The organism is Kitasatospora sp. NPDC036993, from assembly GCF_055607525.1.
This window is the reverse complement of the sequence record NZ_JBVJRP010000003.1, coordinates 11,995-38,389: the sequence shown is the minus strand read 5'-3', so window position 1 is coordinate 38,389 and position 26,395 is coordinate 11,995. Positions and strand designations below refer to the sequence as shown.

20 protein-coding genes are annotated in these 26,395 nt (G+C 73.3%); 10 read left to right on the top strand and 10 right to left on the bottom strand.

All coding sequences use genetic code 11. The annotated features are described in order from the left end of the window. Nucleotides 1-348 precede the first annotated feature (348 nt). From ACZ7C5_RS06315 to ACZ7C5_RS06305, 3 genes are all read left to right on the top strand, one after another. A complete protein-coding gene (locus tag ACZ7C5_RS06315; protein WP_049657510.1) occupies nt 349-546 on the top strand; it encodes a hypothetical protein in 198 nt (65 codons plus the stop codon). Next, nucleotides 543-1,214: an acyl-CoA thioesterase gene (locus ACZ7C5_RS06310; protein ID WP_470322117.1), complete on the top strand. Its 672-nt coding sequence runs from the start codon at nt 543-545 to the stop codon at nt 1,212-1,214. Before ACZ7C5_RS06315 ends, ACZ7C5_RS06310 begins: the two co-directional genes overlap by 4 nt. Before the next feature lie 278 nt (nt 1,215-1,492). Beyond that, entirely contained in the window at nt 1,493-1,888 is a 396-nt protein-coding gene (locus ACZ7C5_RS06305; RefSeq protein WP_401091730.1) for a DUF2267 domain-containing protein, read from the top strand. A gap of 23 nt (nt 1,889-1,911) precedes the next feature. Here the strand turns inward: ACZ7C5_RS06305 and manA are convergent, their stop codons facing one another. From manA to ACZ7C5_RS06270, 7 genes are all read right to left on the bottom strand, one after another. Then, nucleotides 1,912-3,177 carry a mannose-6-phosphate isomerase, class I gene (gene manA, locus ACZ7C5_RS06300; protein ID WP_470322116.1) on the bottom strand — a complete coding sequence of 422 codons (1,266 nt, stop codon included), beginning with the start codon at nt 3,175-3,177 and terminating at the stop codon, nt 1,912-1,914. Next, on the bottom strand, nt 3,153-4,130 hold the full coding sequence (locus ACZ7C5_RS06295; RefSeq protein ID WP_470322115.1) for an ROK family protein: 978 nt from the start codon (nt 4,128-4,130) through the stop codon (nt 3,153-3,155). Before ACZ7C5_RS06295 ends, manA begins: the two co-directional genes overlap by 25 nt. A gap of 98 nt (nt 4,131-4,228) precedes the next feature. Next, on the bottom strand, nt 4,229-7,270 hold the full coding sequence (locus ACZ7C5_RS06290) for an alpha-mannosidase (protein WP_470322114.1): 3,042 nt from the start codon (nt 7,268-7,270) through the stop codon (nt 4,229-4,231). A gap of 33 nt (nt 7,271-7,303) precedes the next feature. Continuing rightward, complete coding sequence (locus tag ACZ7C5_RS06285; RefSeq protein WP_401091722.1) at nt 7,304-8,560, bottom strand: glycoside hydrolase 5 family protein; 1,257 nt, start codon at nt 8,558-8,560, stop codon at nt 7,304-7,306. A 56-nt stretch (nt 8,561-8,616) separates the two neighbouring features. Continuing rightward, on the bottom strand, nt 8,617-9,561 hold the full coding sequence (locus ACZ7C5_RS06280) for a carbohydrate ABC transporter permease (RefSeq protein WP_470322113.1): 945 nt from the start codon (nt 9,559-9,561) through the stop codon (nt 8,617-8,619). Nucleotides 9,562-9,565: 4 nt separating this feature from the next. Continuing rightward, a complete protein-coding gene (locus ACZ7C5_RS06275) occupies nt 9,566-10,438 on the bottom strand; it encodes a carbohydrate ABC transporter permease (protein ID WP_401091718.1) in 873 nt (290 codons plus the stop codon). 216 nt (nt 10,439-10,654) lie between these two features. Continuing rightward, a complete protein-coding gene (locus ACZ7C5_RS06270; protein WP_470322112.1) occupies nt 10,655-11,944 on the bottom strand; it encodes an ABC transporter substrate-binding protein in 1,290 nt (429 codons plus the stop codon). A 160-nt stretch (nt 11,945-12,104) separates the two neighbouring features. Between ACZ7C5_RS06270 and ACZ7C5_RS06265 the strand changes: the two genes are divergently transcribed. The 5 genes from ACZ7C5_RS06265 (at nt 12,105) to ACZ7C5_RS06245 (ending at nt 22,226) form a co-directional block, all read left to right on the top strand. Then, nucleotides 12,105-13,226, top strand: coding sequence for a LacI family DNA-binding transcriptional regulator (locus tag ACZ7C5_RS06265; protein ID WP_401091714.1), 1,122 nt, complete (start codon nt 12,105-12,107; stop codon nt 13,224-13,226). 248 nt (nt 13,227-13,474) lie between these two features. Then, entirely contained in the window at nt 13,475-15,916 is a 2,442-nt protein-coding gene (locus tag ACZ7C5_RS06260; protein WP_470322111.1) for an endo-beta-N-acetylglucosaminidase, read from the top strand. 23 nt (nt 15,917-15,939) lie between these two features. Next, nucleotides 15,940-20,148 (top strand): glycoside hydrolase family 38 N-terminal domain-containing protein, encoded by a 4,209-nt coding sequence (locus ACZ7C5_RS06255; RefSeq protein WP_470322110.1) that lies wholly within the window; start codon nt 15,940-15,942, stop codon nt 20,146-20,148. Beyond that, nucleotides 20,145-20,843, top strand: a complete 699-nt coding sequence (locus tag ACZ7C5_RS06250) for a DUF7158 domain-containing protein (RefSeq protein ID WP_470322109.1) — start codon at nt 20,145-20,147, stop codon at nt 20,841-20,843. The genes ACZ7C5_RS06255 and ACZ7C5_RS06250 overlap by 4 nt, the downstream gene beginning before the upstream one ends. 327 nt (nt 20,844-21,170) lie before the next feature. Then, nucleotides 21,171-22,226, top strand: coding sequence for an alcohol dehydrogenase catalytic domain-containing protein (locus ACZ7C5_RS06245; RefSeq protein WP_470322108.1), 1,056 nt, complete (start codon nt 21,171-21,173; stop codon nt 22,224-22,226). A gap of 101 nt (nt 22,227-22,327) precedes the next feature. Here ACZ7C5_RS06245 and ACZ7C5_RS06240 read toward each other — a convergent pair whose 3' ends face one another. Beyond that, nucleotides 22,328-22,744 (bottom strand): DUF6193 family natural product biosynthesis protein, encoded by a 417-nt coding sequence (locus tag ACZ7C5_RS06240; protein ID WP_470322107.1) that lies wholly within the window; start codon nt 22,742-22,744, stop codon nt 22,328-22,330. 118 nt (nt 22,745-22,862) lie between these two features. Between ACZ7C5_RS06240 and ACZ7C5_RS06235 the strand changes: the two genes are divergently transcribed. Together ACZ7C5_RS06235 and ACZ7C5_RS06230 are read left to right on the top strand one after the other, a co-directional pair. Continuing rightward, entirely contained in the window at nt 22,863-23,024 is a 162-nt protein-coding gene (locus tag ACZ7C5_RS06235) for a CGNR zinc finger domain-containing protein (protein ID WP_401091704.1), read from the top strand. 292 nt (nt 23,025-23,316) lie between these two features. Beyond that, entirely contained in the window at nt 23,317-23,694 is a 378-nt protein-coding gene (locus tag ACZ7C5_RS06230) for a hypothetical protein (protein ID WP_401091702.1), read from the top strand. Nucleotides 23,695-23,981: 287 nt separating this feature from the next. Here the strand turns inward: ACZ7C5_RS06230 and ACZ7C5_RS06225 are convergent, their stop codons facing one another. Beyond that, nucleotides 23,982-25,400: an MFS transporter gene (locus ACZ7C5_RS06225; RefSeq protein ID WP_401091700.1), complete on the bottom strand. Its 1,419-nt coding sequence runs from the start codon at nt 25,398-25,400 to the stop codon at nt 23,982-23,984. Next, nucleotides 25,397-26,227, bottom strand: coding sequence for a glycerophosphodiester phosphodiesterase family protein (locus ACZ7C5_RS06220; RefSeq protein ID WP_401091698.1), 831 nt, complete (start codon nt 26,225-26,227; stop codon nt 25,397-25,399). Before ACZ7C5_RS06220 ends, ACZ7C5_RS06225 begins: the two co-directional genes overlap by 4 nt. Nucleotides 26,228-26,395: the final 168 nt, after the last annotated feature.

The following is a 26,395-nucleotide window of genomic DNA, read 5'->3' as shown; positions in this document are numbered from 1 at the left end:
GATCGTGGGGCGCGCGTCGGAGATACCACCCGAACTGCGGACGGCATCCGGCTGATGGGGCATATTGTGTGCCCCGACAAACTACTCCGATGGAGGTCAGTTTTCCGTCGCGGTCCACAAACCATCCGTCGACCCCGTTCGGCTGGGATAGCGTCGTGGGGTCGGGGGGTCGACACCGATCCGGTGTATTCGAACGCTAGTTACTGGGCCGTAATGGCCGAATGAGTCATGGAGAAAAACATGCGGAATTTCCCTGCGGAAAACCGGCCGGACGGAGTCGACGACCTTCAGCTCGCGATGGAGTCACTGGCCGCCTTCCCGTCCCGGAATGCAGGGAGCGGGGCGGATGTGACCGAGCGGCTCGCGGCCGTCCACGACTTGTGCCGGGCGGTCGACGCGGTGCTGGACAGCCTGGTCGTCCAGGCGGCCGCGGAAGCGGCCGAGGAGGGCTGGACCGCGGCCCGGATGGCGGCCGAACACTCCGGCTACTACGCCAGGTTGCAGCGCGCGCTGCTCCCCGCCGGTGCCGGGCTGACCCGGCAGTGAACGCGGTGCAGCCGGGCGCGCACGTGCTGTCCTGCCCCACCCGGTGGAGCGACGTCGACGAGAACGGGCACATCAACAACGCCCGTCTGGTCGGCTACGTCCAGGAGGGGATTCACGACCTGTTCCGCCACCACGCGACCGCCGTGCGGGAGGCCCTGTTCCCGGCCGGATTCCTTATCGCGCGGCACGAGATCGATTACCTGGAACAGCTGCACCACCGGCCCGAGCCGCTCTCGGTGCGGCTCACCGTGGAGCGGCTCGGGCGCAGTTCCGCGCAGGTCGAGGTGAATGTCTGCCGGGATCGGCTCACCTTTATGCGGGCGCGGACCGTGGTGGTCGCGCGGGACCGTGAATCCGGCCGCTCGCGCGCGCTGAGCCCGGCCGAACGGCGATTCCTCTCGGCGTTCATGACGGACGCGGCCCGCGCCCAGGCGGCCCTGGCGGCCACCACGGTGACCGCGGCGACGACCGTGACCACCGGCTCGACGGTGACCGCGCCCCCGGCCGTGACGGCCGCCGCCGTGGCCGTGACCACTGCCGTGACCGCTGCCGCCGTGGCCGTGACCACGGCGGCGGTGACCGCGACGACACCGGCGCAGCGCGTGCCGGGCGGCCCGATGGCGCCGGCGCGCCGGCCGCGCAGGCGGTGCCACGCCTCGGCGGGGTGAACCGCCGTCCCGGGCCGGTGGCGTGCCCGGCCGGTGGCGTGGTCGACAAGCGCTTCGGTCCGCCGGACCGGCCCTCCCCGTGTCCACGAGGTTCCGTGGTCCCGCGATCCCGTGGCGGGCGGCAGGGTCTGCGGACGCCGGGGCGAGCTACCCTGAGCAGCACGGGCACCGGAACCGGTACGTCCCCCGGTGGTCACGGGCTGCGACCTCCCTCCCGGCCCAGGGCGAGCGGGCCGCTGTAGGTCCGGCCGGCGCCCGCCGACCGGAAGGAGGACGCGATGACCATCTCCTGGGAGGAATTCCTCGCCCGCGTCGTGGAGCGCGGTGAGTACCGGGGCGAGGCCGAGGCGGATCACGCCGCCCGGGTCGTGCTGGCCCTGCTCGGCGAACACCTGGTGGGCTCCGACCGGTCCGAACTCGCCGACGCGCTGCCCGTCACCTACGCCTCGCTGCTGCGCGACGCCCAGCCCGCGGCCGAGCCGCTGACTGCCGAGCGCTTCGTGCAGGCCGTCGTCGGCTGGATCCACGGGGCGAGCCCGGCGACGGCCCAGTGGGACATCGGGGCGGTGCTCAGCACCGTCGCCGACCTGGTCCCCGGGGAGGTGCTGGACCGGGTGATCGAGCAACTCCCGGACGGATACGACCTGTTGTTCGGGCATCCGGCGCGGACCTGAGCGTGTCCGGTCGCCGGTCGCCGCTATCCCGTGGTGGCCCGGAACAGCCGCGCGCCCGGGCCGGTCAGTTCGACCGGCCCGGCGCACGGGCGCAGGTACGCCGATGAGCCCGCCGGAAGCGGGAGTTCGGCGCCGCCGGGCGACCGCAGCAGAGCCTGCCCGGAGACGCAGAGCAGGATCTGCGGGGTGGCGAGGTCGACCCGGGCGGCGGCGCTGCCGGGGCGCAGCCGGGAGAGCCTGAACTCCGCCGCGGGGGTGGGGTATTCCTCCTCGAAACCCTCGAAACCCTCGAAACCCTCGAAGCCGTGTTCGGCGGGGATCGGCGCGAGCACCTCGGGCACCCCGGCGCGGAAGGACGTGACCGCCGTCAGGCCGTCCGTGTCGACGTGCTTGGGGGTGAGCCCGCAGCGCAGCACGTTGTCCGAGTTGGCCATCAACTCCACGCCGACGCCCCGGAGGTAGGCGTGCGGCACCCCGGCGTCCAGGTGGAGCGCCTGTCCGGCGGTGAGCCGGACGTGGTTGAGCAGCAGCGCGGCGAGCAGGCCCCGGTCGCCGGGGTACTCGTCGGCGAGGCGGGCGTACGCGGCGCAGCTCGCGGCGTCCGGGCCTTCCACGGCGTACGGCCCGTCGGAGGCCGCCGTGTCGCCCAGGGCCGCGGCACGGCGCAGGGCCTCCGTGACGGCGGCGAGTTCGCCGTCGGTGGCGTCCAGCCCGGCGCGCAGCAGCCCGGGCAGCACCGCCTCCGCGGGCCGGGAGCGCAGGGCGGCGGCCCAGTGCGGGAGCACGCCGAGAGCGTCCAGCAGCCGGGCGGTGCCGGCGGCCGGCCGGAATCCGCACAGGGCCTCGAAGTCACCGAGGGCACAGATGAGTTCGGGCTTGTGCCCACGGTCCTTGAACACCCGCTCGGGTGCGTCCAGGGGGATGCCCAGGGCCTGCTCCGCCGCGTACCCGGCCTCGGCCTGGGCGCGGGTGGGGTGGACCTGGAGGGAGAGCGCCCGGTCGGCGGCCAGCACCTTGAACAGGAACGGCAGCGCGGGCCCGAACCGCCGTACGGTGTCCGCGCCGAGCATGCCGTCCGGGTCGGCGGCGATCAGCCGGTCCAGCTGCCGCGGGCCGTCGTCGCCGTCGTCGCCGCAGGTCAGCAGGGACGGCGCCGACGGGTGGGCGCCCAGCCAGAGTTCGGCCTGCGGGGTGCCGTCGGGGGCGGTGCCGGTGAGCGCGGGGATGGCGGTGGGCGAGCCCCAGGCGTAGCGGCGGACGGGGTTCAGCAGGAGCGAGAAGGGAGGCATGCGGGCGGCTCCGGGGAGGATCGGCGGCAGAGCGCGGCCGCGCCGATCAGCCCGGCGTCGGTGCCGAGTTCGGCGCGGCGCACGTCGAGGCCGCGGATGTACGAGAGGGCGGCGTAGCGGTCCAGGTGCCGGGCCAGCGGGGCGAACAGCACGTCCCCGGCGGCGGCCACGCCGCCGCCGACCACGACCCTGGAGAGGTCCACCAGGGCGGCCGTGGCGGCGATCCCGGCGGCCAGCGCCTGGGCGGCGCGGTCGAAGGAGGCGAGGGCGACCGGGTCGCCCGCGGCGGCGGAGACGGCCACGGCGCGGGCCGTCCGGTCGCCGCCCACCGGCTGCCAGCCCCGGGCGAGGGCCCGGCGGGCGATCGCGGTGCCGCTGGCGAGGCCCTCCAGGCAGCCGCGGGAGCCGCACGGGCAGGGCTCGCCGTCCAGGTCGACGGTGATGTGGCCGAGGTGGCCGGCGTTGCCGCTGGGGCCCGGCCGCACCGCGCCGTCGAGCACCAGGCCGGCGCCGACGCCGGTCGACACCACCAGGCAGAGCGCGTGGTCGGCGCCCCGGGCCGCGCCCTGCCAGTGCTCGGCGGCGGCCATCGCCACCCCGTCCCCGGCGAGGCGGACGGGCAGGGTGCGGGCCGCCACCGCCGGGTGGGCGGCGACCGCGGCGGCCAGCGGGAAGTCGCGCCAGCCGGGGATGTTGACCGGGCTGACGGTGCCGCCCGCGAGGTCGACGGGGCCGGCGCTGCCGATCCCGACGGCCGTCACGGCGGCCCAGTCGGCCGTCCCGGCGAGCCGGTCCAGCACCTGGTGCACCACGGCGAGCACGGTCGGGCCCGGCTCGGTGGCCGGAGTGGGCAGCTGGAGCCGGTGCCGCAGCCGTCCGTCGGCGTCGACCAGTGCCCCGGCGATCTTGGTGCCGCCGATGTCGAGGGCGGCGAACAGCTGGGTGACGGGCACGGTGGGCTCCAGGAGGGTCGGTGGAGGGTGGCGCCCCGGCCGCGGGGGCCGAGGCGCCGAACAGCGTACGTGGACCTGCGGATCAGTGGGCCGGCCGGTCAGCGGGCCGCGCTGAGCCGGAGCGTGACCAGCTCGAACGGGCGCAGCGCGAGGCGCACCGCGCCGTCCTCGACCGTCACCTCGCCGCGGGTGCCGTCCCAGGGCCGCTCCAGCAGGTCGCAGGGGACGGCGCCGGCCAGCGGGAAGGAGGTGGTGAGCCGGCCCCTGGCGCGGCCGCCGCCGGCCTCGTAGACCCGGACGATCAGGTCACCGCTGCGGTCGTCGGCGAGCTTGACGGCGCTCACCACCAGGGCGTCGTCGTCCAGCTCCACCAGCGGCGCGACGTGCTCGGCGGTGCCGGTGACCGTCCGCTCCGGCAGGCCGATCCGGTAGCCCTCGCGGACGGCGTCGCCGATCGCGGCGCCCGGCACCAGGGCGTGCCGGAAGCGGTGCGGGCCCTGGTCGGTCTTCGGGTCGGGGAAGCGCGGGGCGCGCAGCAGCGAGAAGCGGACCGTGGTGGTGGTGCCGCCGTCGTCGGGGCGCACCGCGCGGGTGACGTCGTGGCCGTAGGTCGAGGCGGTGACCAGGGCGACGCCCCAGCCGGGCTCGTCGAGGTGGACGAAGCGGTGGTTGCAGGCCTCGAACTTGGCGGCGTCCCAGCTGGTGTTGGTGTGGGTGGGCCGGTAGAGGTGGCCGAACTGGGTCTCGGCGGCGTAGCGCTCGGTGTGGATGTCCAGCGGGAACGCGGCCTTGAGGAACTTCTCGGTCTCGTGCCAGTCGACCTCGGTGTCGATGTCCAGGCGCTGCTCGCCCGCCGGCAGGGTGAGGGTCTGGACGACGGTGGAGGAGCCGAAGGAGCGGGCGATCCGCACCGTGGCCGCGGTGGCGGAGACGGTGGCGGTGAGCGAGTCCACGCCGGTCAGGTCGGTGACGGTGTTGCGGTAGAACTGGTCCACGTCCCAGGCGTCCCACATGTTCGGGAAGTCGGGGTGCAACTGGAGCAGGTTGGCCCGGCTGCCGGGGGCGACGGTCTCCCGGCCGGTCGCGACGTCGACCGCCGAGGCGATCAGGCCGTCCGCGTCCACGACCACCTCCAGCAGACCGTTGCGCAGCGTGAAGCCGCCCTCGGTCCGTTCGACGGCCTCGCAGGCACCGTCCGGCGCGCCGAGCGGGGAGGCCCCGCCGGCCGGCACCGCCGAGCGGGTGTGCGGCGCCGCGTTGAACACCAGCTCGCGCCCGCCCGAGGCGGCCCCGGCCAGCGCCTGCTGGGCCGCGCCGATCAGCCCCTCCAGCTCCCCGGCGAGCGCCGCGTACGTGGCCTCGGCCTCACGGTGCACCCAGGCGATGGAGGAGCCGGGCAGGATGTCGTGGAACTGGTGCAGCAGCACGGTCTTCCAGATCCGGTCCAGCTGCTCGTACGGGTAGTCCGCGCCGATGCGCGACGCGGCGGTGGCGCACCAGAGTTCGGCCTCGCGCAGCAGGTTCTCGCTGCGCCGGTTGCCCTGCTTGGTCTTGGCCTGGCTGGTCAGGGTGGCGCGGTGCAGCTCCAGGTAGAGCTCGCCGACCCAGACCGGCGGGTCCGGGTACTCGGCCTCGGCCTTGGCGAAGAAGTCGGCGGGGTTCTCCCAGCGGACGGTGGCCGAGCCCTCCAGGTCCTTCATCCGGGCCGCCTTGGCGACCATCTCGCGGGTCGTGCCGCCGCCGCCGTCGCCCCAGCCGGTCGGGGCCAGCGAGTGCCGGGCGACGCCCTTGTCCTTGAAGTTCCTCGCCGCGTGGGCGATCTCGCTGCCCTTCATCGAGCAGTTGTAGGTGTCCACCGGCGGGAAGTGGGTGAAGATCCTGGTCCCGTCGATGCCCTCCCAGAGGAAGGTGTGGTGCGGGAACCGGTTCACCTGGCTCCACGAGATCTTCTGGGTGAGCAGCCACTTGGAGCCCGCGTTGCGGATGATCTGCGGCAGGCCGCCGGTGAAGCCGAAGGTGTCCGGCAGCCAGGCCTCGTGGTTCTCCACCCCGAACTCGTCCAGGAAGAACCGCTTGCCGTGGACGAACTGCCGGGCCATCGCCTCCGAACCCGGCATGTTGGTGTCGGACTCGACCCACATGCCGCCGGCCGGGACGAACCGGCCCTCGGCCACCGCCTTCCGCACCCGGGCGTACACCTCGGGGCGGTGCTCCTTGATCCAGGCGAACTGCTGGGCCTGGGACATGGTGAAGCGGAACTCCGGCTCGTCCTCCAGCAGCGCGGTCATGTTGGCGGTGGTGCGGGCCACCTTGCGGACGGTCTCGCGCAGCGGCCAGAGCCAGGCCGAGTCGATGTGGGCGTGGCCGATCGCGCTGATCCGGTGCGCGGACGGCACGGCGGGCGCGGCCAGCACCGCTTCGAGCTGTGAACGGGCGGCGGCCGCGGTGCCGTTGACGTCCTGGAGGTCGACCGCGTCGAGGCAGCGCTCGACCGCGCGCAGGACGTCCCAGCGGCGGGCGCCCTCCACCGGCAGCTCGGCCATCAGCTCGCCGAGCACCTCCAGGTCCATCACCAGCCGCCAGACCGTCTCGTCGAAGACGGCGAGGTCCATCCGGGCCAGCTTGTACTGCGGCTGGTCGCCGGCCGTCTCCTTGTCGCCCAACTCGGTTGGCAGGAAGGGGTGGTAGTCCAGGATGACAGGGTTGGAGGCGGCCTCGACGTGCAGCAGCACCTGCTCGCCGCCGGCCGCGGGGGCGGCGATCCGCACCCACTGGTTCTGCGGGTTGAGGCCCTTCACCGGGGAGCCGTCCGGCCGGTAGACCAGGCCCTCGCACTGGAAGCCCGGCAGGTTGGCGTCGAAGCCGAGGTCGATCAGCGCCTCGACGGTGCGCCCGGCCCAGGCCTGCGGCACGGTGCCGGTCACGGTGATCCAGCTGGTGCCCCAGGGCGCGCCCCAGGCGTCGCCCACCGCGATCGGGCTGCGCGGGGCGGGCAGGCCCTCGGCGACCGGGACGGGCTCGCCCGGAGCCGTCCAGATGCCGGCCTCCAGCGGGACGGACTCGGGGTACACGGCCGGACGGATGCGCTCGTCCAGGACGCGCTTGAGGCGGGACTCGACCAGGGTGCGGTCATCGTGCATGTCAGCGGGCTCCGTTGCGTGCTGGGTGACAGATCAGGGAGAACGTACGTCGTCGGGGTGGACCACCTCGGTGATGCCGCGCGCGGCGAGGTGCTCGCGGTCCCCGGCGTGTTCGGCGAGCACCGCGGTCGGGCGGGCACCCGCCTCGGCGAGGCGCATGAACGCCTCGTACACCGGGCCGCCGGGGCCGCAGACCGAGCGCCGCGGCGAGGTGACCTCGTCGCCGGTGGTGACCACCACGGCGGTGCCGCGCGGCTTCGGCGGCTGCCAGGAGCGGCGCGCCTCGGCGGCGGCCTCGGCGAGCCTGGCGCCGGCCGGCTTGACCGTCCGGTCGGTGGTCAACAGGCCGAGGCTGTACTCAAGTTCGGGGAAGTCGGCGAGCGAGCGGTCGACGTCGTGGGAGCACCACCAGGTGACGCCCCACAGGTCCTGGCAGTCCAGCACGGCCGCCACGGTGTCGCCGGTGAAGCGCGCCGCGTCCCCGGCGGTGATGTGCGGGGCGGGTGCGCCGACCTCCTGGAGCCAGACCGGGCGGGCCGGGTCGTCCGCCCAGGCCTTGGACAGTTCGACCAGGTACGCGGCGTGCTGCGCGGTGGCGGTGGAGTGCGCGCCGTAGCGCTGGGCGGTGCCGTTGAACACCCAGGAGTGCACGGCGGTCGCGGCGCCGATCCGGGCCGAGTGCCAGGGGGTGAACGGGTGCTCGTCCAGGTACCAGGCCGCGTCGTACGAGGCGTGCAGGTGCAGCCCGCCGGGGGCGCCCTGCTCGCAGGCGTCGAGCATCCGGCGCAGCCAGGCCTCGGCCTCGGCGGGGGTGGCGCGGTCCGGGTCGGGGTGCGGGGCGCCGGAGAACTGGTTGATCTCGTTGCCGAGCGTCATCCCGAGGAAGTTGGGCCGCTCGCGCAGCGCCCCGGCGAGGGTGCGCAGGTAGGCGGCCTGGCCGTCGAGCACCTCGGGGTCGGTGAAGATGTTGCGCCGGTGCCAGGTCCGGGTCCAGGACGGCAGGAAGTCGAAGCTGGACAGGTGGCCCTGGAGGCCGTCCACCGCGACGTCGAGGCCGCGCTCGCCGGCCGCGTCCACCAGGGCGGTCAGCTGCTCGACGGCGCGCGGGCGGATCAGGGTGCGGTTGGGCTGGAAGACCGGCCAGAGCGGGAAGACCCGCACGTGGTCCAGGCCGAGGGCGGCGATGGAGTCGAAGTCGGCGCGCACGGCGTCGAGGTCGAAGTCGAGCCAGTGGTGGAACCAGCCGGCGCTGGGGGTGTAGTTGACGCCGAAGCGCGGAGCTGTGGTCATCGGATGGCTTCCTCAACGGGTTCGGGGCGTACGGACGGTGGGCCGACCCTCGACGGCTAGCCCTTGACGGCTCCCTCCTCGACGCCCTTGAAGAAGAAGCGCTGGCAGACGCCGAACACCACGACGATCGGCAGGAAGGCGATCATGGTGCCGGCCGCGATCAGCCGGGGGTTGGCGGAGAAGGTGCCGTTGAGGTACTGGAGCCCGACGGTGAGGGTGTACTTCTGCGGGTCGTTGAGCACGATCAGCGGCCACAGGAAGTCGTCCCAGGCGCCGATGAAGGTGAAGATCACGATCACGCTGAGCATGCCCCGCACGTTCGGCAGCCCGATGTGCCACAGCCGCTGCCAGACGTTGGCGCCGTCCACCAGGGCGGCCTGGTCGAGCTCGGCCGGGACGGCGGCGAAGGCGGTGCGCATCAGCAGCACGTTGAGCATCGCGATCGAACCCGGCAGCGCCACGCCGGCCAGGCTGTCGGCCAGGCCGAGGCCGCGCACCAGCACGTACTGGGAGACGATGGTGACCTCGCCGGGCAGGATCAGGGTGGCGAGGAAGAGGCCCATGACGAGCTTGGCGCCGCGGAAGCGCAGCCGGGCGAGCGCGTAGCCGGCCAGCGTGCAGCCGACCACGTTGCCGGTGATGCAGACCACGGCGACGATCACCGAGTTGAGCGCGTAGGTCCAGACCGGGATGACGTCGGCGACCTTGCCGTAGTTGTCCAGGGTGGGCTGGTCGGGCAGGAAGCTCGGGGTGCGGGTGTAGACGTCCTCGGCGGGGCCCTTGAGGGAGGTGGAGAGCTGCCACAGGAACGGGCCGATGACCAGCAGCAGGACCAGTACCAGGAGCAGGTAGCGGGTGACGGTCTGGGCGGTGGAGGGGGTGTTGAAGCCCCGGCCGGCCCTGCGGGCCTCGGCACTTCCCGCCCTTCCGGTCCTTCCGGCGGTCCCGGCGGTCCCGGCGGGTTCGGTGGGCTCGGTGGCCTTCGTACGGACGGTGGTCATGGGCTCAGGCCGCCTTCCGGTTCAGCCGCATCAGGAACAGCATCGGGCCGAGGGTGATCACGAACAGCAGCAGGCTCAGTGCCGAGGCGTAACCCAGGTGGCCGTTGAAGCCGCGGCTGTACATCTGGATCAGCATCACCACCGACATGTCCCGTCCGCCGGGGCCGCCCAGGCCGTTGGAGAGCACGTACAGCTCGGAGAAGACGCGCAGCGAACTCACGGAGATCAGCGCGGAGATGAGGATCATGGTCGGGCGCACCCCGGGCAGGGTGACGTGCCAGAACCGGTGCAGCGGACCGGCGCCGTCCACGGCCGCCGCCTCGTGCAGCTCGCGCGGGACGTTGGCGAGGGCGGACAGGTAGATGACCATGTAGTAGCCGAGGCCCTTCCAGACGGTCAGGGCGATCGCGCTGAACAGCAGCAGCCAGCGGTCGGTCAGGAAGGGGACCGGGGAGTCGGCCAGCCCGGCCTGCCCGAGCAGGCCGTTGACCAGGCCGCGGTCGTCCAGCACCCAGCCCCAGATCAGCGCCACCACGACGGCGGAGGCGATCACCGGGGTGTAGAACGCGGTGCGGAAGAACGTGATGCCGGGGATCTTGCGCTGCACCAGCAGGGCGATCAGCAGCGGCAGGACGGTCAGCAGGGGCAGGCAGACCAGCATGAACACGATGCTGTTGAGCAGGGCGTCGGCGAGCTGGTCGTCGTCCAGCAGCCGGCCGTAGTTCTCCAGGCCGGTGAACTGCCCGCCGCCCAGCGGCTTGGCGTTGGTGAAGGACAGGATCACCGTGTTGACGGCCGGCCACAGGTTGAAGACGGCCAGCCAGACTATCGCGGGCCCGGCGAGCAGCCAGGGGGTGAACCAACGCCGGTGGGTCATGCGGTTGCCTTCCTGGGGCCAGGGGTGGTGCGGCTGATTCCCGGGGAGCGGCGGGTGCGGGGGAGGCCCGCCGCTGCGCCGGTACGGGGTGGGGCGTCGCGGGGTGCCGTGGGGTTCCGGCGTCGCACCCTGGGGTTCCGGTGGGATGCCGTGGGGGTCCGGGCGGCGCGCCGTGGGGTCCGGTGAGGCCCGGGCGGCCTGCGTGCGCGCCGGGGCTCAGCCCTTGAGCAGCTTGTTGCACTGCTCGACGGCCGAGTCCAGCGCCTGCCTGGAGCCGGTTTCGCCGCTGATGGCCAGCGCGAACTGCTGCTTGATGATGGTGCCCATCGCGTCGTCCACCTCGACGGGCTGGATCAGCTCGGCCTTGGCGAGCGAGGTGAAGGCGATCACCTTGGCGTCGCCCGCGTTGGTGCCGTCGCTCCTGCTGAAGAACGGGTCGCCGGCGGACGCCTTGGTGGACGGGAAGACGCTGGTCAGGTGGGCGAAGGCGGCCTGGTTCTCGGGGCTGGTCACCCAGCGGGCCAGGGCCACCGCGGCGGCCGGGTTCCTGGTGGTCTTCGGGATGGACAGGCCCTGGACGTACAGCGGCGGGGTGCCCATCGCGGTGGACGGGACGACCTTCGGGGCGAGGGTCGGGTTGTCGGTGGCGAGGCTGGTGATGAAGTTGCCGCCGCCGGTGGTCCAGGCCGCGGTGCCGGAGCTGAACAGCTTGGCGTTGCCGGCATAGGTGTCGGTCAGCACCCCGTTCGGCATCAGGCCCTCCTTGAACGCGTCGCGGTACTTGTCGAGCAGTGCGGCGGCCTCGGGGGTGTTGAAGGTGAAGGTCTTCCCGTCGTCGGACATGATCTTCACGCCGATGTTGTACAGGTCGCCGATGCCGGGCTTGCGGCTCATCAGGTAGGCCTGGCCGCCGGACTTCTCCTTCATCACCCGGGCCTGGGCGATCAGTTCGTCCAGGGTGGCCGGGGGCTTCCGCGGGTCCAGGCCGTTCTTCGTCAGGAGTTCGGAACTCCAGTAGTTCACATCGGTGTTGAGGTACCAGGGGTAGCCGAAGGTGCCTTGGTGGCCGTTGAACCGGTAGGCGTCCACACCGCCGGAGACGTACTCCTCGGCGAGCTTGGGATCGGCCTTGGCGACGTCCAGCAGGACGTCCTTCTTCGCCAGCGGGAACGCGAAGTCCGGCGGGAGGTTGACCACGTCGGGCAGGCTGCCGGCGGCGGCCTGGCTGAGCACCTTGTCGGAGTAGCCCTCGCCGGGCTGGTCGAGCCACTCGACCTCGACGCCGGGGTACTTCTTCCTGAAGCCGTCGATCACGCCCTGCATGTAGTCGGTGAACTTCGGCTTCAGTGCCCAGGTCTGGAGCGAGACCTTGCCCTTGACCTCGCCGGTGGCGGCCGCGCTCGCGACCGCGTCGCTGTCCTTGGTTTCGCCGGAGCCGAGTCCGCAGCCGGTGAGCGCGGCGGTGGCGAGTGCCGTGGTGGTCAGTGCCGCCCAGATTCTGCGCATGAGGGTCTCCCGGTCCTGAGGGTGGGTGGGGGATCGTGCCGAGCTTCGGGGGTGGTGGGGCTGGTGGGGGATTATCGAACCTGAATTACTAAACCGGTCTAGCTATGGCAGGGACTATGCTCCCGCCTAAACTTGGCTGTCAAGAGAGGAGACGCGTTTCGTGGGCAGACCGACGATCGCCGACATCGCCCGCCAGGCCGGTGTCTCCAAGGGCGCGGTGTCCTTCGCGCTCAACGGCCGCCCTGGCGTCAGCGAGACGACCAGGGCCCGGATCCTGCGGGTCGCCGAGGAGATGAACTGGCGCCCGCACAGTGCCGCGCGCGCCCTCGGCGGAGCCAGGGCCGACGCCGTCGGGCTGGTGATCGCGCGCCCGGCCCGCACCATCGGCGTCGAGCCGTTCTTCAGCCAACTGCTCTCCGGGCTCCAGGCGGTGCTCTCGGCCGGCTCGGTCGCGCTGCACCTGATGGTGGTCGAGGACACCGCCGCCGAGATCGAGGTCTACCGCCGCTGGGCCTCCGAGCACCGGGTGGACGGCTTCATCGTGGTCGACCTCCAGGTCAGGGACCCGCGGCTGCCGGTGCTGGACGGGCTCGGGCTGCCCGCGGTGGTGCTCGGCGGGCCCGGCAAGGGCGGCAACCAGCTGCGGATCTGGGCCGACGACCGGGAGGCGATGCTCTCGATCGTCGACTACCTGGCCGCCATCGGGCACCGCAGGATCGCCCACCTCGCCGGGCTGCCGCACTTCCAGCACACCCAGCGGCGGATCCGCGCCCTGCGCGACGCCTCCCGCCGGCTCGGGCTGGAGGAGGCGGTGTCGGTGCCCACCGACTTCAGCGACGCCGAGGGCGCGGCCGCCACCAGGACCCTGCTGTCCCGGGCCGGGCGGCCCACCGCGATCGTCTACGACAGCGACGTGATGGCCGTCGCGGGGCTCGGCGTGGCGGGGGAGATGGGCGTCGCGGTGCCCGGCGAGCTGTCCATCGTCTCCTTCGACGACTCGGTGCTCGCCCGGATCGTCCACCCGCCGCTGACCGCGCTCAGCCGGGACACCTTCGCGCTCGGCGAGCAGGTCGCGCGCAGCCTGCTGGCGGAGCTGGACGAGGCGGGGCCGGGGCGGGACCTGCGGATGCCGACCCCGCGGCTGACCGTGCGGGAGTCCACCTCGCCGCCGGGCGCCGCGGCGGGGGCCCCGGACGGCGGTTCCGCCGCCGATCAGGCCGTCCGTTCCCCCGCGGGCGTTGTTGTTGCGCGCATCGTTGACAGCGGTTCTGAACCGGTTTAGCCTCGCAGCGCCGAGCGGGCCCCGCTCGGCGCGCTCCACCGCACCACGACCGGCTCCCGCTGCCCGTCCCGCCGTTCGTCCCGCTGCTCAGGCCGCTCCCCGCCGCGCCACCCGAACGCCGAGGAAGCCGGGCAGCGGTGCGGCCCCGAGCCCCACACCATCCAGCACCGGCACGCCCACATGCAGCCGGCCCCCGTCCACGACGGCGGGCCCGCCCCCACCCTCCTCCGCTCGATCGGAGCCACCGCATGTCACGACGCCTCCCCCTGCTGCTCAGCGCCGCCCTCGCGACGGCCGCGCTGACCGTCACCCCCGCCGCATGGGCCGACCCGATACCGGCCGCGGCGCCCGCCGCCGGCGGCCAGGGCACCCAGCCCTTCGCCTCGTACTGGTACCCCGACACCATCCTGAACTGGGCCCCGGCCACCGACCCGGACGCCCGCTTCAACCGCTCCCGTGTCCCGCTCCAGCCGCGCACCGGCGACCCGGCACTGCGGGCCAACCCCAACGCCCGCGCCGGCGAAGGGAAGATCGCCTCGCTGGTCTCCTTCGGGCCCACCTCCAACAACCCCTCGCAGGGCTCCGCGGATCCGAACTACTACGCCTTCGGCTACTGGCAGTACGTCGACAAGCTGGTGTTCTGGGGCGGCTCGGCCGGCGAGGGCCTGATCCTCGCACCCAACCCGACGGTGATCGACGCCGCCCACCGCAACGGCGTCAAGGTCTACGGCACGGTCTTCTTCCCGCCCGGCGCGTACGGCGGCCAACTCCAGTGGGTGCGGGACTTCGTCCAGAAGTCCGGCAGCCGCTACCCCGTCGCCGACAAGCTCGCCCAGGCCGCGCAGTACTACGGCTTCGACGGCTGGTTCATCAACCAGGAGACCGGCGGCGGCGATTCGGCCCTGGCCGGCGAACTGCGCAGCCTGATGCAGTACACCAAGGCGCAGAGCGGCACCGAGTTCATGTGGTACGACGCGATGACCACCTCGGGCGCGGTCAACTGGCAGAACGCCCTCACCTCGGCCAACTCGCCCTTCCTGCAAGAAGGTTCCAAGCGCACCTCGGACTCGATGTTCCTGAACTTCAACTGGTCGGCGAGCGGGCTGAACTCCTCCCGGACACTGGCCAGGCAGCTCGGCCGCAGCGAGTACGACCTCTACACCGGCATCGACACCGAGGCCAACGGCTACAACACCGGCGTGGACTGGAAAACCCTCTTCCCGTCCGGGAAGGCGCACACCACCTCGCTCGGGCTCTACCGCCCTGAGTGGACCTGGAAGTCCGCCACCGACCGGGCCGACTTCTACGCCAAGGACTCCCGCTACTGGGTCGGCGCGAACAACGACCCGTCCCGGACCGACCTCTCGGCGGGCTGGCCGGGCCTGGCCGGCTACGTCGCCGAGTCCTCGCCGATCACCGCCAAGCCCTTCGTCACCAACTTCGACACCGGGCAGGGCGACTTCTACAACGCGTCCGGCACCCGGGTCGCCACCGGCGGCTGGAACAACCTCTCGCTCCAGGACGTCCCGCCCACCTACCGCTGGGTGGTGGAGTCGAGCGGCAGCAGGCTCACCCCGTCCGTCGACTTCACCGACGCCTACCAGGGCGGATCCTCGCTGCGGCTGAGCGGAAGGCTGGACGCCGCCAACACCGTACGGCTGTACCAGACCAAGCTGCCGGTCGCCGCGAACACCAGGCTGGACCTGGTGGTCAAGACCCCGGCCGCCGGGCTCACCAGGCTCAAGGCCGCCGTCTCCTTCACCGACGCGCCGAGCACCTTCACCACGCTCGACGTCGGCGCCAACTCCGGTACCGGCTGGGAGCGGCACGGCCTCGACCTGTCCCCGTACGCGGGCCGCACCATCGCCCAGATCGCCCTGCGGGCCGAGGGCAGCGACCCCGGGTACGACCTGCGGGTCGGCCAAGTGGCTGTCTACGACGGCTCGGTGGAGACCCCGGCGGCACCGGCAGGCCTCACCGTGCTCGGCGCGGCCGACGTGACGCCCGGCTCCAGCCAGTCCCTGCGGCTGTCCTGGACGGCGGCGCCCGGCGGCAACGTGCACCACTACGAGGTGTACCGGCGCAACGCGGACGGCAGCCGCACCTTCCTCGGCGCCACGCCCAACGACGCCTACTTCGTCGGGCGGCTCGACCGGGCCGGCGGCGAGAGCGCCACCACGCTGGACGTCGAGGCGGTCTCCACCACCTACGGCCGCTCCGCCGCCGCCTCCACCACGGTCGGCTGGAACGGCACCCCGCCGACCTCCGCCAACCTGGCGCTGAACCGCCCGGCCACCGCCTCGGGGCAGTGCAACGCCGACGAGGGCCCGGCCAAGGCCGTCAACGGCAGCGTCAGCGGCGGGACCGCCGACAAGTGGTGCGCCCTCACCGCGGCCAAGTCGCTGGAGGTGGACCTCGGTTCGGCGAAACAGCTGGCGAAGTTCGTGGTCAAGCACGCCTCGGCGGGCGGCGAGAGCACCTCGTTCAACACCCGTGACTTCGCCGTCCAGGTCCGGTCCGGGGCGAACGACCCCTGGACGACGGTCGCCGACGTCACCGGCAACACGGCCGGCACCACCACCCACCCGGTGAACACCACCGCCCGCTACGTCCGGCTGGTGGTCACCACGCCCACCCAGAACGGTGACCCGGCCGCCCGCATCTACGAGTTCGAGGCCTGGGGCGCGTAGCCCCGGCCGGAAAGGAGGCCCCCGTGCCGGTCACCATCACCGCCGTCGAGAGCACCGACCTGTTCGTCGGCCCGGAGGAGGCCCCGCGCCAAGTCCTGCGGGTGAGGCTGGAAGGCCCGGCCGCCAGGATCACCGTCCGCGGTCCGGGCGTCCGCGGCGAGGCCACCAGCACGGGGCCGGTCGACGTCCCGCTGGAGATCAGCGGGGCCTCGCCCGGCGACCGACTGCCCGTCGTCGTCAGTGCCTTCGCCCGATCCTCTGCCGAATCCTCTGCCGAGGCCTCCGTCGAAGCCCTGCTCGACGTCGCCGAGCCGGGCTGGACGATGTTCCTGGTCTCGCACTTCCACTACGACCCGGTCTGGTGGAACACCCAGGCCGCGTACACCTCCCCGTGGGAACTGCTCTCCGCCGACGCCACCACCCGGCCGCTCTGGGAGCGCAACGGCTTCGCCCTGGTCGACGCGCACCTGGACCTCGCCCTGCGGGACCCGGTGTACAAGTTCGTGCTCGCCGAAGTCGACTACCTGAAGCCCTACTTCGACCAGCACCCCGAACGCCGCGCGACACTGCGCCTGCTGCTGGAGCGAGGGCAGGTCGAGCTGGTCGGCGGCACCTACAACGAACCGAACACCAACCTCACCGGCGCCGAGACCACCATCCGCAACATCGTCCACGGCATCGGCTACCAGCGCGACATCCTCGGCGGCGACCCGCAGACCGCCTGGCAGCTCGACGTGTTCGGGCACGACCCGCAGTTCCCCGGCCACCTCGCCGCGGCCGGCCTCACCGGCAGTGCCTGGGCGCGCGGCCCGTTCCACCAGTGGGGACCGATCCAGAAGAACTTCCGCGAGGCCAAGGACGACGCCCGGGTGATGCAGTTCCCGAGCGAGTTCGAGTGGATCGCCCCCGGCGGCGAGGGCGTGCTCACCCACTACATGCCGCACCACTACTCGGCCGGCTGGTGGATGGACTCCTCCGCCGACCTCGCCACCGCCGAACAGGCCGTCTACGAGCTGTACCGGAAGCTCAAGCCGGTGGGCGCGACGAAGAACCTGCTGCTGCCGGTGGGGACGGACTACACCCCGCCGAACAAGTGGGTCACCGAGATCCACCGCTCCTGGGCCGCCAAGTACCTCTGGCCCCGGTTCGTCTGCGCCACCCCGCGCGACTTCCTGGACGCCGTGCGCGCCGAACTCGCCGCCACCGGGCGCCGGCCCAGCCCGCAGACCCGGGACATGAACCCGGTGTACACCGGCAAGGACGTCTCCTACATCGACACCAAGCAGGCCCAGCGGGCGGGCGAGGTCGCGGCGGTGGACGCGGAGAAGCTCGCCACGCTCGCCTCCGTCCACGGCCTCGGCCGCTACCCGGCCGCCGCCCTGGACAAGGTCTGGCGCCAACTCGCCTACGGCGCGCACCACGACGCGATCACCGGCTCCGAGTCCGACCAGGTGTACCTGGACCTGCTCGGCGGCTGGCGGGAGGCGTACGACCTGGCGTCCGGGGTGCGGGACGCGGCGCTGGACGCGCTCACGGCGCGGATCGCCACGGCGGGGGCGGGCGAGGCGATCGTGGTGACCAACACCCTCTCCTTCGACCGGACCGGCCTCGTCTGCGTCGAACTCCCCTCCGGCGTACGGTCGGTACGAGTGATCGACGACCGGGGCGAGGCGGTGCCGAGCGCCGTCGACCGGGGGACGCTGCGCTTCCTGGCCACCGACGTGCCCGCGCTCGGCTGGCGCACCTGGCGGCTGGTGGAGGGCGCCGCGGAGCAGCCGTGGACGGCCGCCGACGGCTTCGTGATCGAGGGCGACCGGTACCGCGTCACCGCCGACCCGGCGCGCGGCGGTGGCCTCAGCTCGGTGCGGGACCTGCTGCACGACCGGGAGTTGATCCAGGACGGCCGGATCGGCAACGAGCTGCGGGTGTACGAGGAGTACCCGCAGCACCCCGACTTCGGCGAGGGCCCGTGGCACCTGGTGCCCAGCGGCCCGGTGGTCGGATCCGGGGACGCCGGGGCGTCCGTCCGCCGGGAGACCGGGCCGCTCGGCGAGCGCCTGGTGAGCGAGGGCACGGTCGACTCCGTCCGCTACGAGCAGACCGTCACGCTCTGGCGCGGCCTGGACCGGGTGGACTGCCGCACCCGGGTGATCGACTACTCCGGCGCCGACCGGCTGCTACGGCTGCGCTTCCCGGTGGACGTGCCCGGCGGGCTGCCGGTCAGCGAGGTCGCGGGCGCGGTCGTCGGGCGAGGCTTCGCGATGCCGGACGTGGACTCGGCGGAGGCGCCGTGGACCCTGGACAACCCGGCCAACACCTGGTTCGGGCTCGGCGCCACGGCACGCGTCGACCTCGCCGACCCGTCGGGCGCGGTCGTCGGCTCGCGCGCCCTCGGCGTGGCGGAGGTCGTCGTCCCCACCCTGGACGACGCGGCCGACGCCCGTCCGCTGGTCGTCGCGCTCGCCCGGGTCGGGGTCACCGCCACCACCTCGGGAGCGGACTGGGCCCGGTACGGGTGGCTGGACGTGGACTCCAACCTGCCGGACTTCCGGATCGTCGTCGGCGGGCCAGAAGTCAGTGAGGCCGCCGCGGAGTTGCTCGCCTCGGCGGGGGAGGAGTACGCGGCCGCGCTGAAGGCGCACGGCGCGGTGTGGGTGCCCGCGGTGACCCCGCTCGCCGAGGTCTGGCGCCCGGACGCCGACCTGCGCGACCTGCGGGCACTGCCGGCGCTCGTCGTCTCCGACGTGGCGGCGCTGGTCGACGACCTGGCCGACGCCCGGGTCACCGTCGTCTGCCCGTCTCCGGTGGACGACCAACTCGCCGACCACACAGTCGCGTTGCTGAGCTTCGGCCTGCCCGGGTTCGCCGTCGACACCACCGGAGCGCTGCACCTGTCGCTGATGCGATCCTGTACCGGCTGGCCCTCCGGCGTCTGGATCGACCCGCCCCGGCGCACCCTGCCCGACGGGGCCTCCTTCCAACTCCAGCACTGGACCCACGAGTTCACTTACGCGCTGGTGGGAGGGGACGGCGACTGGCGAGACCAGACGCTGCCCGCCCAGGGGCAGGAGTTCATCCACCCGCTGTACGCCCGGATCGTTCCGGCGCAGGAGGGGCCGCTGCCCGCCACCCTGTCCTGGCTGCGGGTCGAGCCCCAGCGCGAGGTACTGCTGGGCGCGCTCAAGCCGGCCGGGAACCCGATCGCGCACGGCTCGGCGGCTGCGGTCGGGGGCGATCTCACCGTCCGCCTGGTCGAGTCGACCGGTCTCGGGCGGACGGCGCGGCTGGGCGGCGCTCTGGGCCTGAGCGCGCTGCGGCCGGCCGACCTGCTGGAACGGCCACTTCCGGCCGGCGGCCCCGCCCTCGACCTGCCCGGCTCGCGGATCGCCACCCTGCTCGCCTCCCCGACCGTGTCGGCTCCGGCGGCGGAGAAGGGCCTCGGCCCGACGGCGGAGGTCGCCCAGCCCGTCCACGCCCGCTACTGGCTGCACAACCGTGGCCCGGCGCCGCTCGGGTACCTGCCGGTGTCCGTCGGCGCCTCGCCCGGGCTGCTGCGGACGGCGGGGGAGCCGGTGACGCTGTCGGTCGCCCTCTCCTCGCAGCTGCGGGACGCGGCGGTCGAAGGCACGGCCAGGGTGCTGCCGCCCGAGGGCTGGACGGCCGACCTCGGGAGCCGCCCGTACCGACTGGAGGCGGACGGGGCCCTGCGCTTCCCGGTCACCCTCACCCCGCCGGCCGGGGCCGAGCCGGGGCTGTACTTCGCGGCCGTCCGGATCGAGCACGACGGTCAGCGGATCGAGGACGTGGTGACGATCGCCGTGGGTGATCTGCCCGAGCTGCTGCCTGTGCCCGGCGAGACCCCCGAGGACTGGACGATCGCCCAGGGCACCAAGGCCGAGGTCGGGCGCGACACCGGTCTGGACGTCGCGGTCCCGCACGAGACCCTGCGGCTGGCCCCGGGCGGCCGGGCCGCGCTGAGCCTTCGCCTCACCAACCGCACGCGCGGCGAGATCCGGGGCGAGCTGCAACTGGTCTCGCCGTGGGGCACCTGGGAGGCCATCGCCGACCCGGTGCGCGGCTTCTCCGTCCCGGCCGGCTCCTCCGCGACCGTGGACTTCGCGCTCACCGTCCCCGAGTCCACCGACCCGGGCCAGTACTGGGCGCTGGCGAAGGTCATGTGGTTCGGCCGCTGCCAGTACGCCCCCACCGTCGCCCTGGTGGTGGAGGCATGACCACGCTCGGCCTCCTTGACGGAGTGCCCCTCTCGCGGACGGCTCTCGACCACCGCCTGACCGCCCTCCGGTCGGGCCCGCGCGCCACCGCCCTGCCACAGCCGGGGAGTTCGGAGGACCGGCAGCTGACCCGGTGGGTGGCGCAGGTACTCCTCACCGAGGCCCTCTGCGAAGCGGTAGCCACCGAACGCGACCTCCCCGTCGGCTCCTCACGTCCTGCCCACCTCGACCAGCAGGCCGCCGTCGAGCTGGGCTCCATCACGGCGGCGGCGTACGAGGGCAGCGCGGCCGTCCGCGCCGTCTACGAGGCGGTCACCGCCGGTGTCGAGCCCGCACCGGCTGACGTCGCCCGTTACCGCGGCATGACCGCCTGTCCTCCGGTCATCCGCTGGCATCTCGCACTGCCCGACGGCGAGTTGGAAGCCGACCCGGCAACCCTCCCGACCGTGCTCACCGAGGCCCTCCGCGCAGCGCCGCCGGGCGAGTGGGTCACCGCCGGCCCCTGGAAGGCGGTGCTCCTGGAGGTCACCACGCCCGCGCCTGCCCCCGATCCCACCTCAGCTCTACGAGAAGCCGCCCGCCGAGCGGAGTTCGTCCGCTGGCTCGACCGGGAAAGGGCCCGACGCCTCACCCTGGTCAAGGGCCTGGAACACCCGGGAGACCCCGCCCAACCGGACAACCACCACCGCCACTGAGCACCCACCCGCGCCCGCCGCGCCCGCCCGAGCGCGGCGGGCAGATCACTTCGTCAGGCCGCGGCCGTGATTGGCGCGGTGGTGTTCGACGTCGGCGAGTGCTTGGTGGACGAGACCCGGGAGGAATCGACTCACTCGGTGAGCCGCCGGAGCTGATCGTGAAGGCTGATGCCGAAGTGAACCGAGAGTCGCCGACCAGGAGCGCAAGCGGCCGGTGCCCCTCTTCGGACCGGCCGTGGGCGGACAAACGGTGGTGGACGTACGAAGCTGAGGGGGCCGGCGCATGCGGGCACCGCGCCGCTCGACCCCGTACAGAAGGGTTCCACCATGGCTGCCACCTCGTCCACCGCCACCCCCTCCTCCGCAGGCGCGCAGCGCGCCGTGCGGGTCGCCGCCCCGGGCTCGGCGCCCGAGCTGTCCGAGGTCCCGGTCCGCGAGCCGGGGCCGGGGGCGGTGCGGATCGCCGTCGAGGCGTGCGGCGTCTGCCACTCGGACCTCCTGATCGCCGGTGGTGCGCTGCCGGGCACGACCTTCCCGGTCACTCCCGGTCACGAGATCGCGGGCCGGATCGACGCCCTCGGCGAGGGGGTGGAGGGCTGGAAGGCCGGTGACCGGGTCGCCGTCGGCTGGTACGGCGGCAGCTGCGGGCGCTGTGACGCCTGCCGTTCGGGTGACGGCATCCACTGCCCCGAGCTACAGGTGCCCGGCGCGGCGTACCCCGGGGGCTACGCCGACAGCGTCGTCGTCCCGGCGATGGCCCTGGCCGCGGTCCCCGACGGGCTGACCGCCGCCGAGGCCGCGCCGCTGGCCTGCGCCGGGATCACCGTGTTCAACGCCCTGCGCCGCTCCGCCGCCGGGCCCGGTGACACCGTCGCCGTCCTGGGCGTCGGCGGGTTGGGCCATCTGGGTGTGCAGTTCGCCCGTGCGATGGGTTTCCGCACTGTCGCCATCGCCCGTGGGGCGGAGAAGGAGCCGCTGGCTCGCCGACTCGGTGCCGAGCACTACATCGACAGCACCTCCGGTGACGTCGCCCAGGCCCTGCGGTCGCTCGGCGGCGCGAAGGTGGTCCTGTCCACCGTCACCAACGCCGCCGCCATGGCCGCCACCGTGGACGGGCTCGGCCGGCGCGGCGAGCTCGTCGTCGTCGGCGTCTCGGCCGACCAGCTCGCGATCAGCCCGTTGCAGCTGATCACGGGCGACCGCAGGGTCTACGGCCACTCCTCGGGTACCGCCGTCGACACCGAGGACACCCTGCGCTTCGCGGCCCGCACGGGCGTCCGGGCGTGGATCGAGGAGGTCCCGCTGGAGGAGACCGCCGCCGCGGTGGCCAGGATGGCCGGCGGCCTGGCCCGCTTCCGCATGGTCGTCACCACCGGCCGCTGACCACCCGGCCGGCGCCGACTACCGGGCACTGTGGGCGCGGTGCGGCTCGGATCACCGGCTGCGCCCGTCGGCAGCGGCGGCCACGACCCGCGCGGGGTGGACTACCGGTCTGAAGGCGTGCCGTTCTTCCGGAGCCATCCGGCGATCAGGTGCTCGGCGGTGGTCACCGCTTCGTCGGGGTCGGCGGTTTCGAGCGCCGTGCCGTCGGGCTTGGTGCTCACGCGGTACAGCGCTTCGGCGGTGAGGGTGATGGTCACCGGGGCGACCACGGCTCCTCCCGGCCCGGCGAGCGGGCCGGTGCTGAAGAGGAGCGAGGTGTGGCTGGTGAAGGGGAAGAAGCCGCTCAGTGTGCTGCTCCGCGCCCGGTCGACGAGGGCGGCCATGATGGGAGGCACCCAGGTGGTGGTGGAGTTCCGGGCGTACTCGTCCCAGTGCGCGGCCGCGTCCGCCTGGAACTCCCACGCCGATGCGAGCGTCTCGCTTCCCTCGGTGCTCTCTCCCTCGGCCTGGACGTCCATCGCCCCCTCCTTTCGCGGCGCCGGACCGTGCCGGGCCTGTCTGCTCAACCCCCGGCAGGCCGGTTGTGGTTCCCCGAGGGGGAGGCGGTGGCCGGTGCGGGGGTGGCGGATGCCTCCGGTGGTTCGAGCGGGGACGGGCCGCCCGCTCTCGGGCCGCTGCGCCGCTCCGGGCTGCGAGCGCTTCTTCGTCGACACCGGCCGCCGCACCCCGCAGCGCTACTGCACCCCGCGCTGCGCCACCCGCGTCCGGGTCGCCGCCCACCGGGCGCAGCGGGCCTGACGTCCCCTCCCGCTACGGCGAAGCAGCCGAACCCCGGCGCGAGGTTCGTACACCGAGCCGACTCGCCGACCCCATCCCCGTGGTGCGGGACGTTCCCCTGGGGCGCCGAGGCCGTCCCGGTGCCGCCGGGGGGCGGGTCACCGCCCGGGCCCGACTCCGCCGTTGACGACAGTCGTTCGACTACGTCACGCTCGATGGACTGCCGAGGGGGCGAGCAGTCGGCCGTCACACCACACGCCGCCCCGATGCCCCGGCCCGGATGTCCACCGTGCAACCGTGTGGAGGTACCGCCATGTCCAAGCGCCGTCTCGCCGTCCCCGGAGCCGCCGTCGCCGCTCTGACCCTCGCCGCCCTGTTGCTCCCGGCCGCGGCCGCGGCCACGGCCGCCCCCGTCGCGCCGCTCGCCGACTCGTGCACCCAGAACTGGAGCATCAGCTCCGGCGAGGGCTACGCGAACGGCAAGTGGTGCAACTACAACACCAAGGTCGTCGGCACGGTCCACGACACCAAGGCGGACGGCCGCTGTCCCTACGTCAGCGGCAAGCTCTCCAACGGCGGGCACGTCGACAGCGACTGGGCCGGCGGCAAGGGCAAGTCCCGCTCCATCGCCATCTACGCCCCCTCCGACACCCACTTCACCAGCCTCTCCATGCGCTACATCGGCTGCTGACACCCGGCCGCGGACGGCACCGACGGCACCGACGGCACCGACGGCATCGGCGGCACCGACGGCACCGACGGCATCGGCCCGTCCCCGCCGGTGCCACCCGGAACACGTCGGCCCCCTCCGAGCTCGGAGGGGGCCGACGTGGTGCTGCCGGGGCCGGTGCCGAAGGCCCGCCCGGAGGCCGACATCCGGGGTTCCCGGATCAGACACACCAGCAGGTGCCGAATCAGTCGGTCGTGCAGGTCGTCGGAGCGGTGACGGCCGTCGGAACCTTCAGAACCGTCGGGCCGTCAGAGCCGTTCCGGCACCGGGTTGCCGACCGCCTCGATGGCGCGGCGGACCGGGACCTTCAGCAGGACGGCGAAGCCGATGACGAAGAAGACCAGCAGCGAGATGATCGCCGAGCGGTAGCTGCCGGTGAGCTGGTAGGCGAGGCCGAAGACGAGCGGCCCCATCCAGCTGGTGCCGCGGTCGCTGATCTTGTAGAAGCTGAAGTACTCGGCCTCCCGGCCGGGCGGGATGAGGTGGGAGAAGAGGGAGCGGGAGAGCGCCTGGCTGCCGCCGAGCACCAGGCCGATCATGCAGGCCAGGGCGTAGAACCAGGCGGGCTGGTGGGCGGGCATGAAGTAGCCGAGGGCCAGGGTGACCACCCAGCCGACCAGGGAGCCGAGGATGGTCCGCTTGGCGCCGTAGCGGTGGGCGATCCGGCCGAGCAGCAGGGCGCCGCCGATCGCCACGACCTGGACCAGGAGGACGGCGGTGACCAGCGAGGTCTGCTCCATGCCGAGTTCCTCGCTGCCGTAGAGCGAGGCCTGGGAGACGACGGTCTGGATGCCGTCGTTGTAGCAGAGGAAGGCGGCGAGGTAGAGCAGGGTGAGCGGGTGCTCGCGCATGCCGCGCAGGGTGCGGGCGAGTTCGCGCAGGCTGCCGGTGGCGGGCTCGGCGGGCTTGCCGCCCTCGGAGGGTGCCGCGGTGCGGCTGGGGGCGACGCCGGCCCGGGAGGGCAGCCGCAGCAGCGGGACGATGGTGAACAGTGCCCACCACAGGCCGGCCGAGGCCAGGCAGATCCGCACGGCGGTGCCGGAGTCCAGGCCGAGCGCGTCGTGGCCCTGGAACACCGCGAGGTTGGCTATCAGCAGCAGTCCGCCGCCCGCGTAGCCGTAGGCCCAGCCCTTGGAGGAGACCCTGTCGCGCTCGTCGGGGGAGGCCAGGCCGGGCAGGTAGGCGTAGGAGAGCGCGACCGAGACCGCGTACGAGATGTTGGCGACCACCAGCAGCGCGCCGCCGAGCAGGTAGCGGTCGCCGTCGAGGAAGAACATCCCCATCGTGGCGAGCGAGCCGACGTACGCGAAGCCGCACATCAGCTCCTTGTGCCGCCCGGTGCGGTCGGCGAGCGTGCCGGTCAGCAGCATCACCGCGACCGAGAGCAGCACGGAGAAGGAGACCGTGTACGGGAAGAACGATCCTGCGCGGATCGACAGGCCGAGCGGGTGCACGTCGCCGGCCGCGTCGGCGGCCTCCTTGGCGACGGTGGTCAGGTACGGGCCGAGGAACACCGTCAGCACGGTGGCCGAGAAGGCGGCGTTGGCCCAGTCGTTGACGTACCAGCCGAACTGCATCCGGCGCAGGGCCCGGCCGTCGTCGGTGGCCGCGGGGCCGGTCGGTGGGTCGTCCGGCAGGTGCGCCGTCGCCGGGTTCGTGGTGCTCATGGGGTCCCCATCACCGTGCTGGAGCCGGTACTGCCGTCCGTCCAGCAGCCGCGCTCGCCGAGGACGTCCCGCAGGACGTCGATGCGATCGGCCATGATGCCATCCACGCCCAGGTCGAGGAGAGCCCTGATCCGTGTGGGATCGTCCACAGTCCAGACGTGCACCTGGAGGCCGAGCCGGTGGGCGGTGCGGACGAAGGCCCGGTCGACCACCCGGACGCCCCGGTGCCGCTCCGGCACCTGCGCGCAGAGCCCGGCGAACGGCGCCCCCGGCCGTCGGGAGAGCGGCCGGGCGGCGAACGGTGGCAGGAACGATTCGGCCAGCGAGCGCAGCCGCAGCCGGGCGACCTCGCGCGGGCCGAGCGAGGTGGCCAGCCGGGGGCCCGCGGCGGCGCGGACGGCGGCCAGCCGGGCGTCGGAGAAGCCGCCGACGCAGACCCGGTCCCAGGCGTCGGTCCGGCGGATCGCCTCGACCAGCGGCCCGACGGCCGGTGCCGCCTTGACGTCGATGTTGAAGCGGACCCCGGGAAACGCGCCGAGCAGGTCCTCCAGCAGCGGCACCGGCTCGGCCCCGCCGATCCGGGCCTGCCTGACGGTCTCCCAGGGCAGCTCGGCCACCGCCCCGGTGCGGTCGGTGACCCGGTCCAGACGGGAGTCGTGGAAGGCCACCAGTACGCCGTCGGCGGTCGCGTGGACGTCCGTCTCCAGGCAGCGGTACCCGAGCGCGACGGCGGCCTCGAAGGCGGCGAGGGAGTTCTCGGGGCGCCCGAGGTCACCGCCCCGGTGCGCGAAGGCGAGCGGCCCGGGATGGTCGAGGAAGGGGTGCATGCGGTGCTCCGGGCTGCGGGGAGAGGGACCCGACGGGCCGGGGAGACCGGGATCCGCCGGGGCGACAGCTCGTTACAGTATTACGCACCTTGTCAAGTAGTAACGAGCTACTGCATCCCGCCGCCGCACGGCGGCGTCCGGCTCCGGGCCCACGACGCTCCAGCGGTC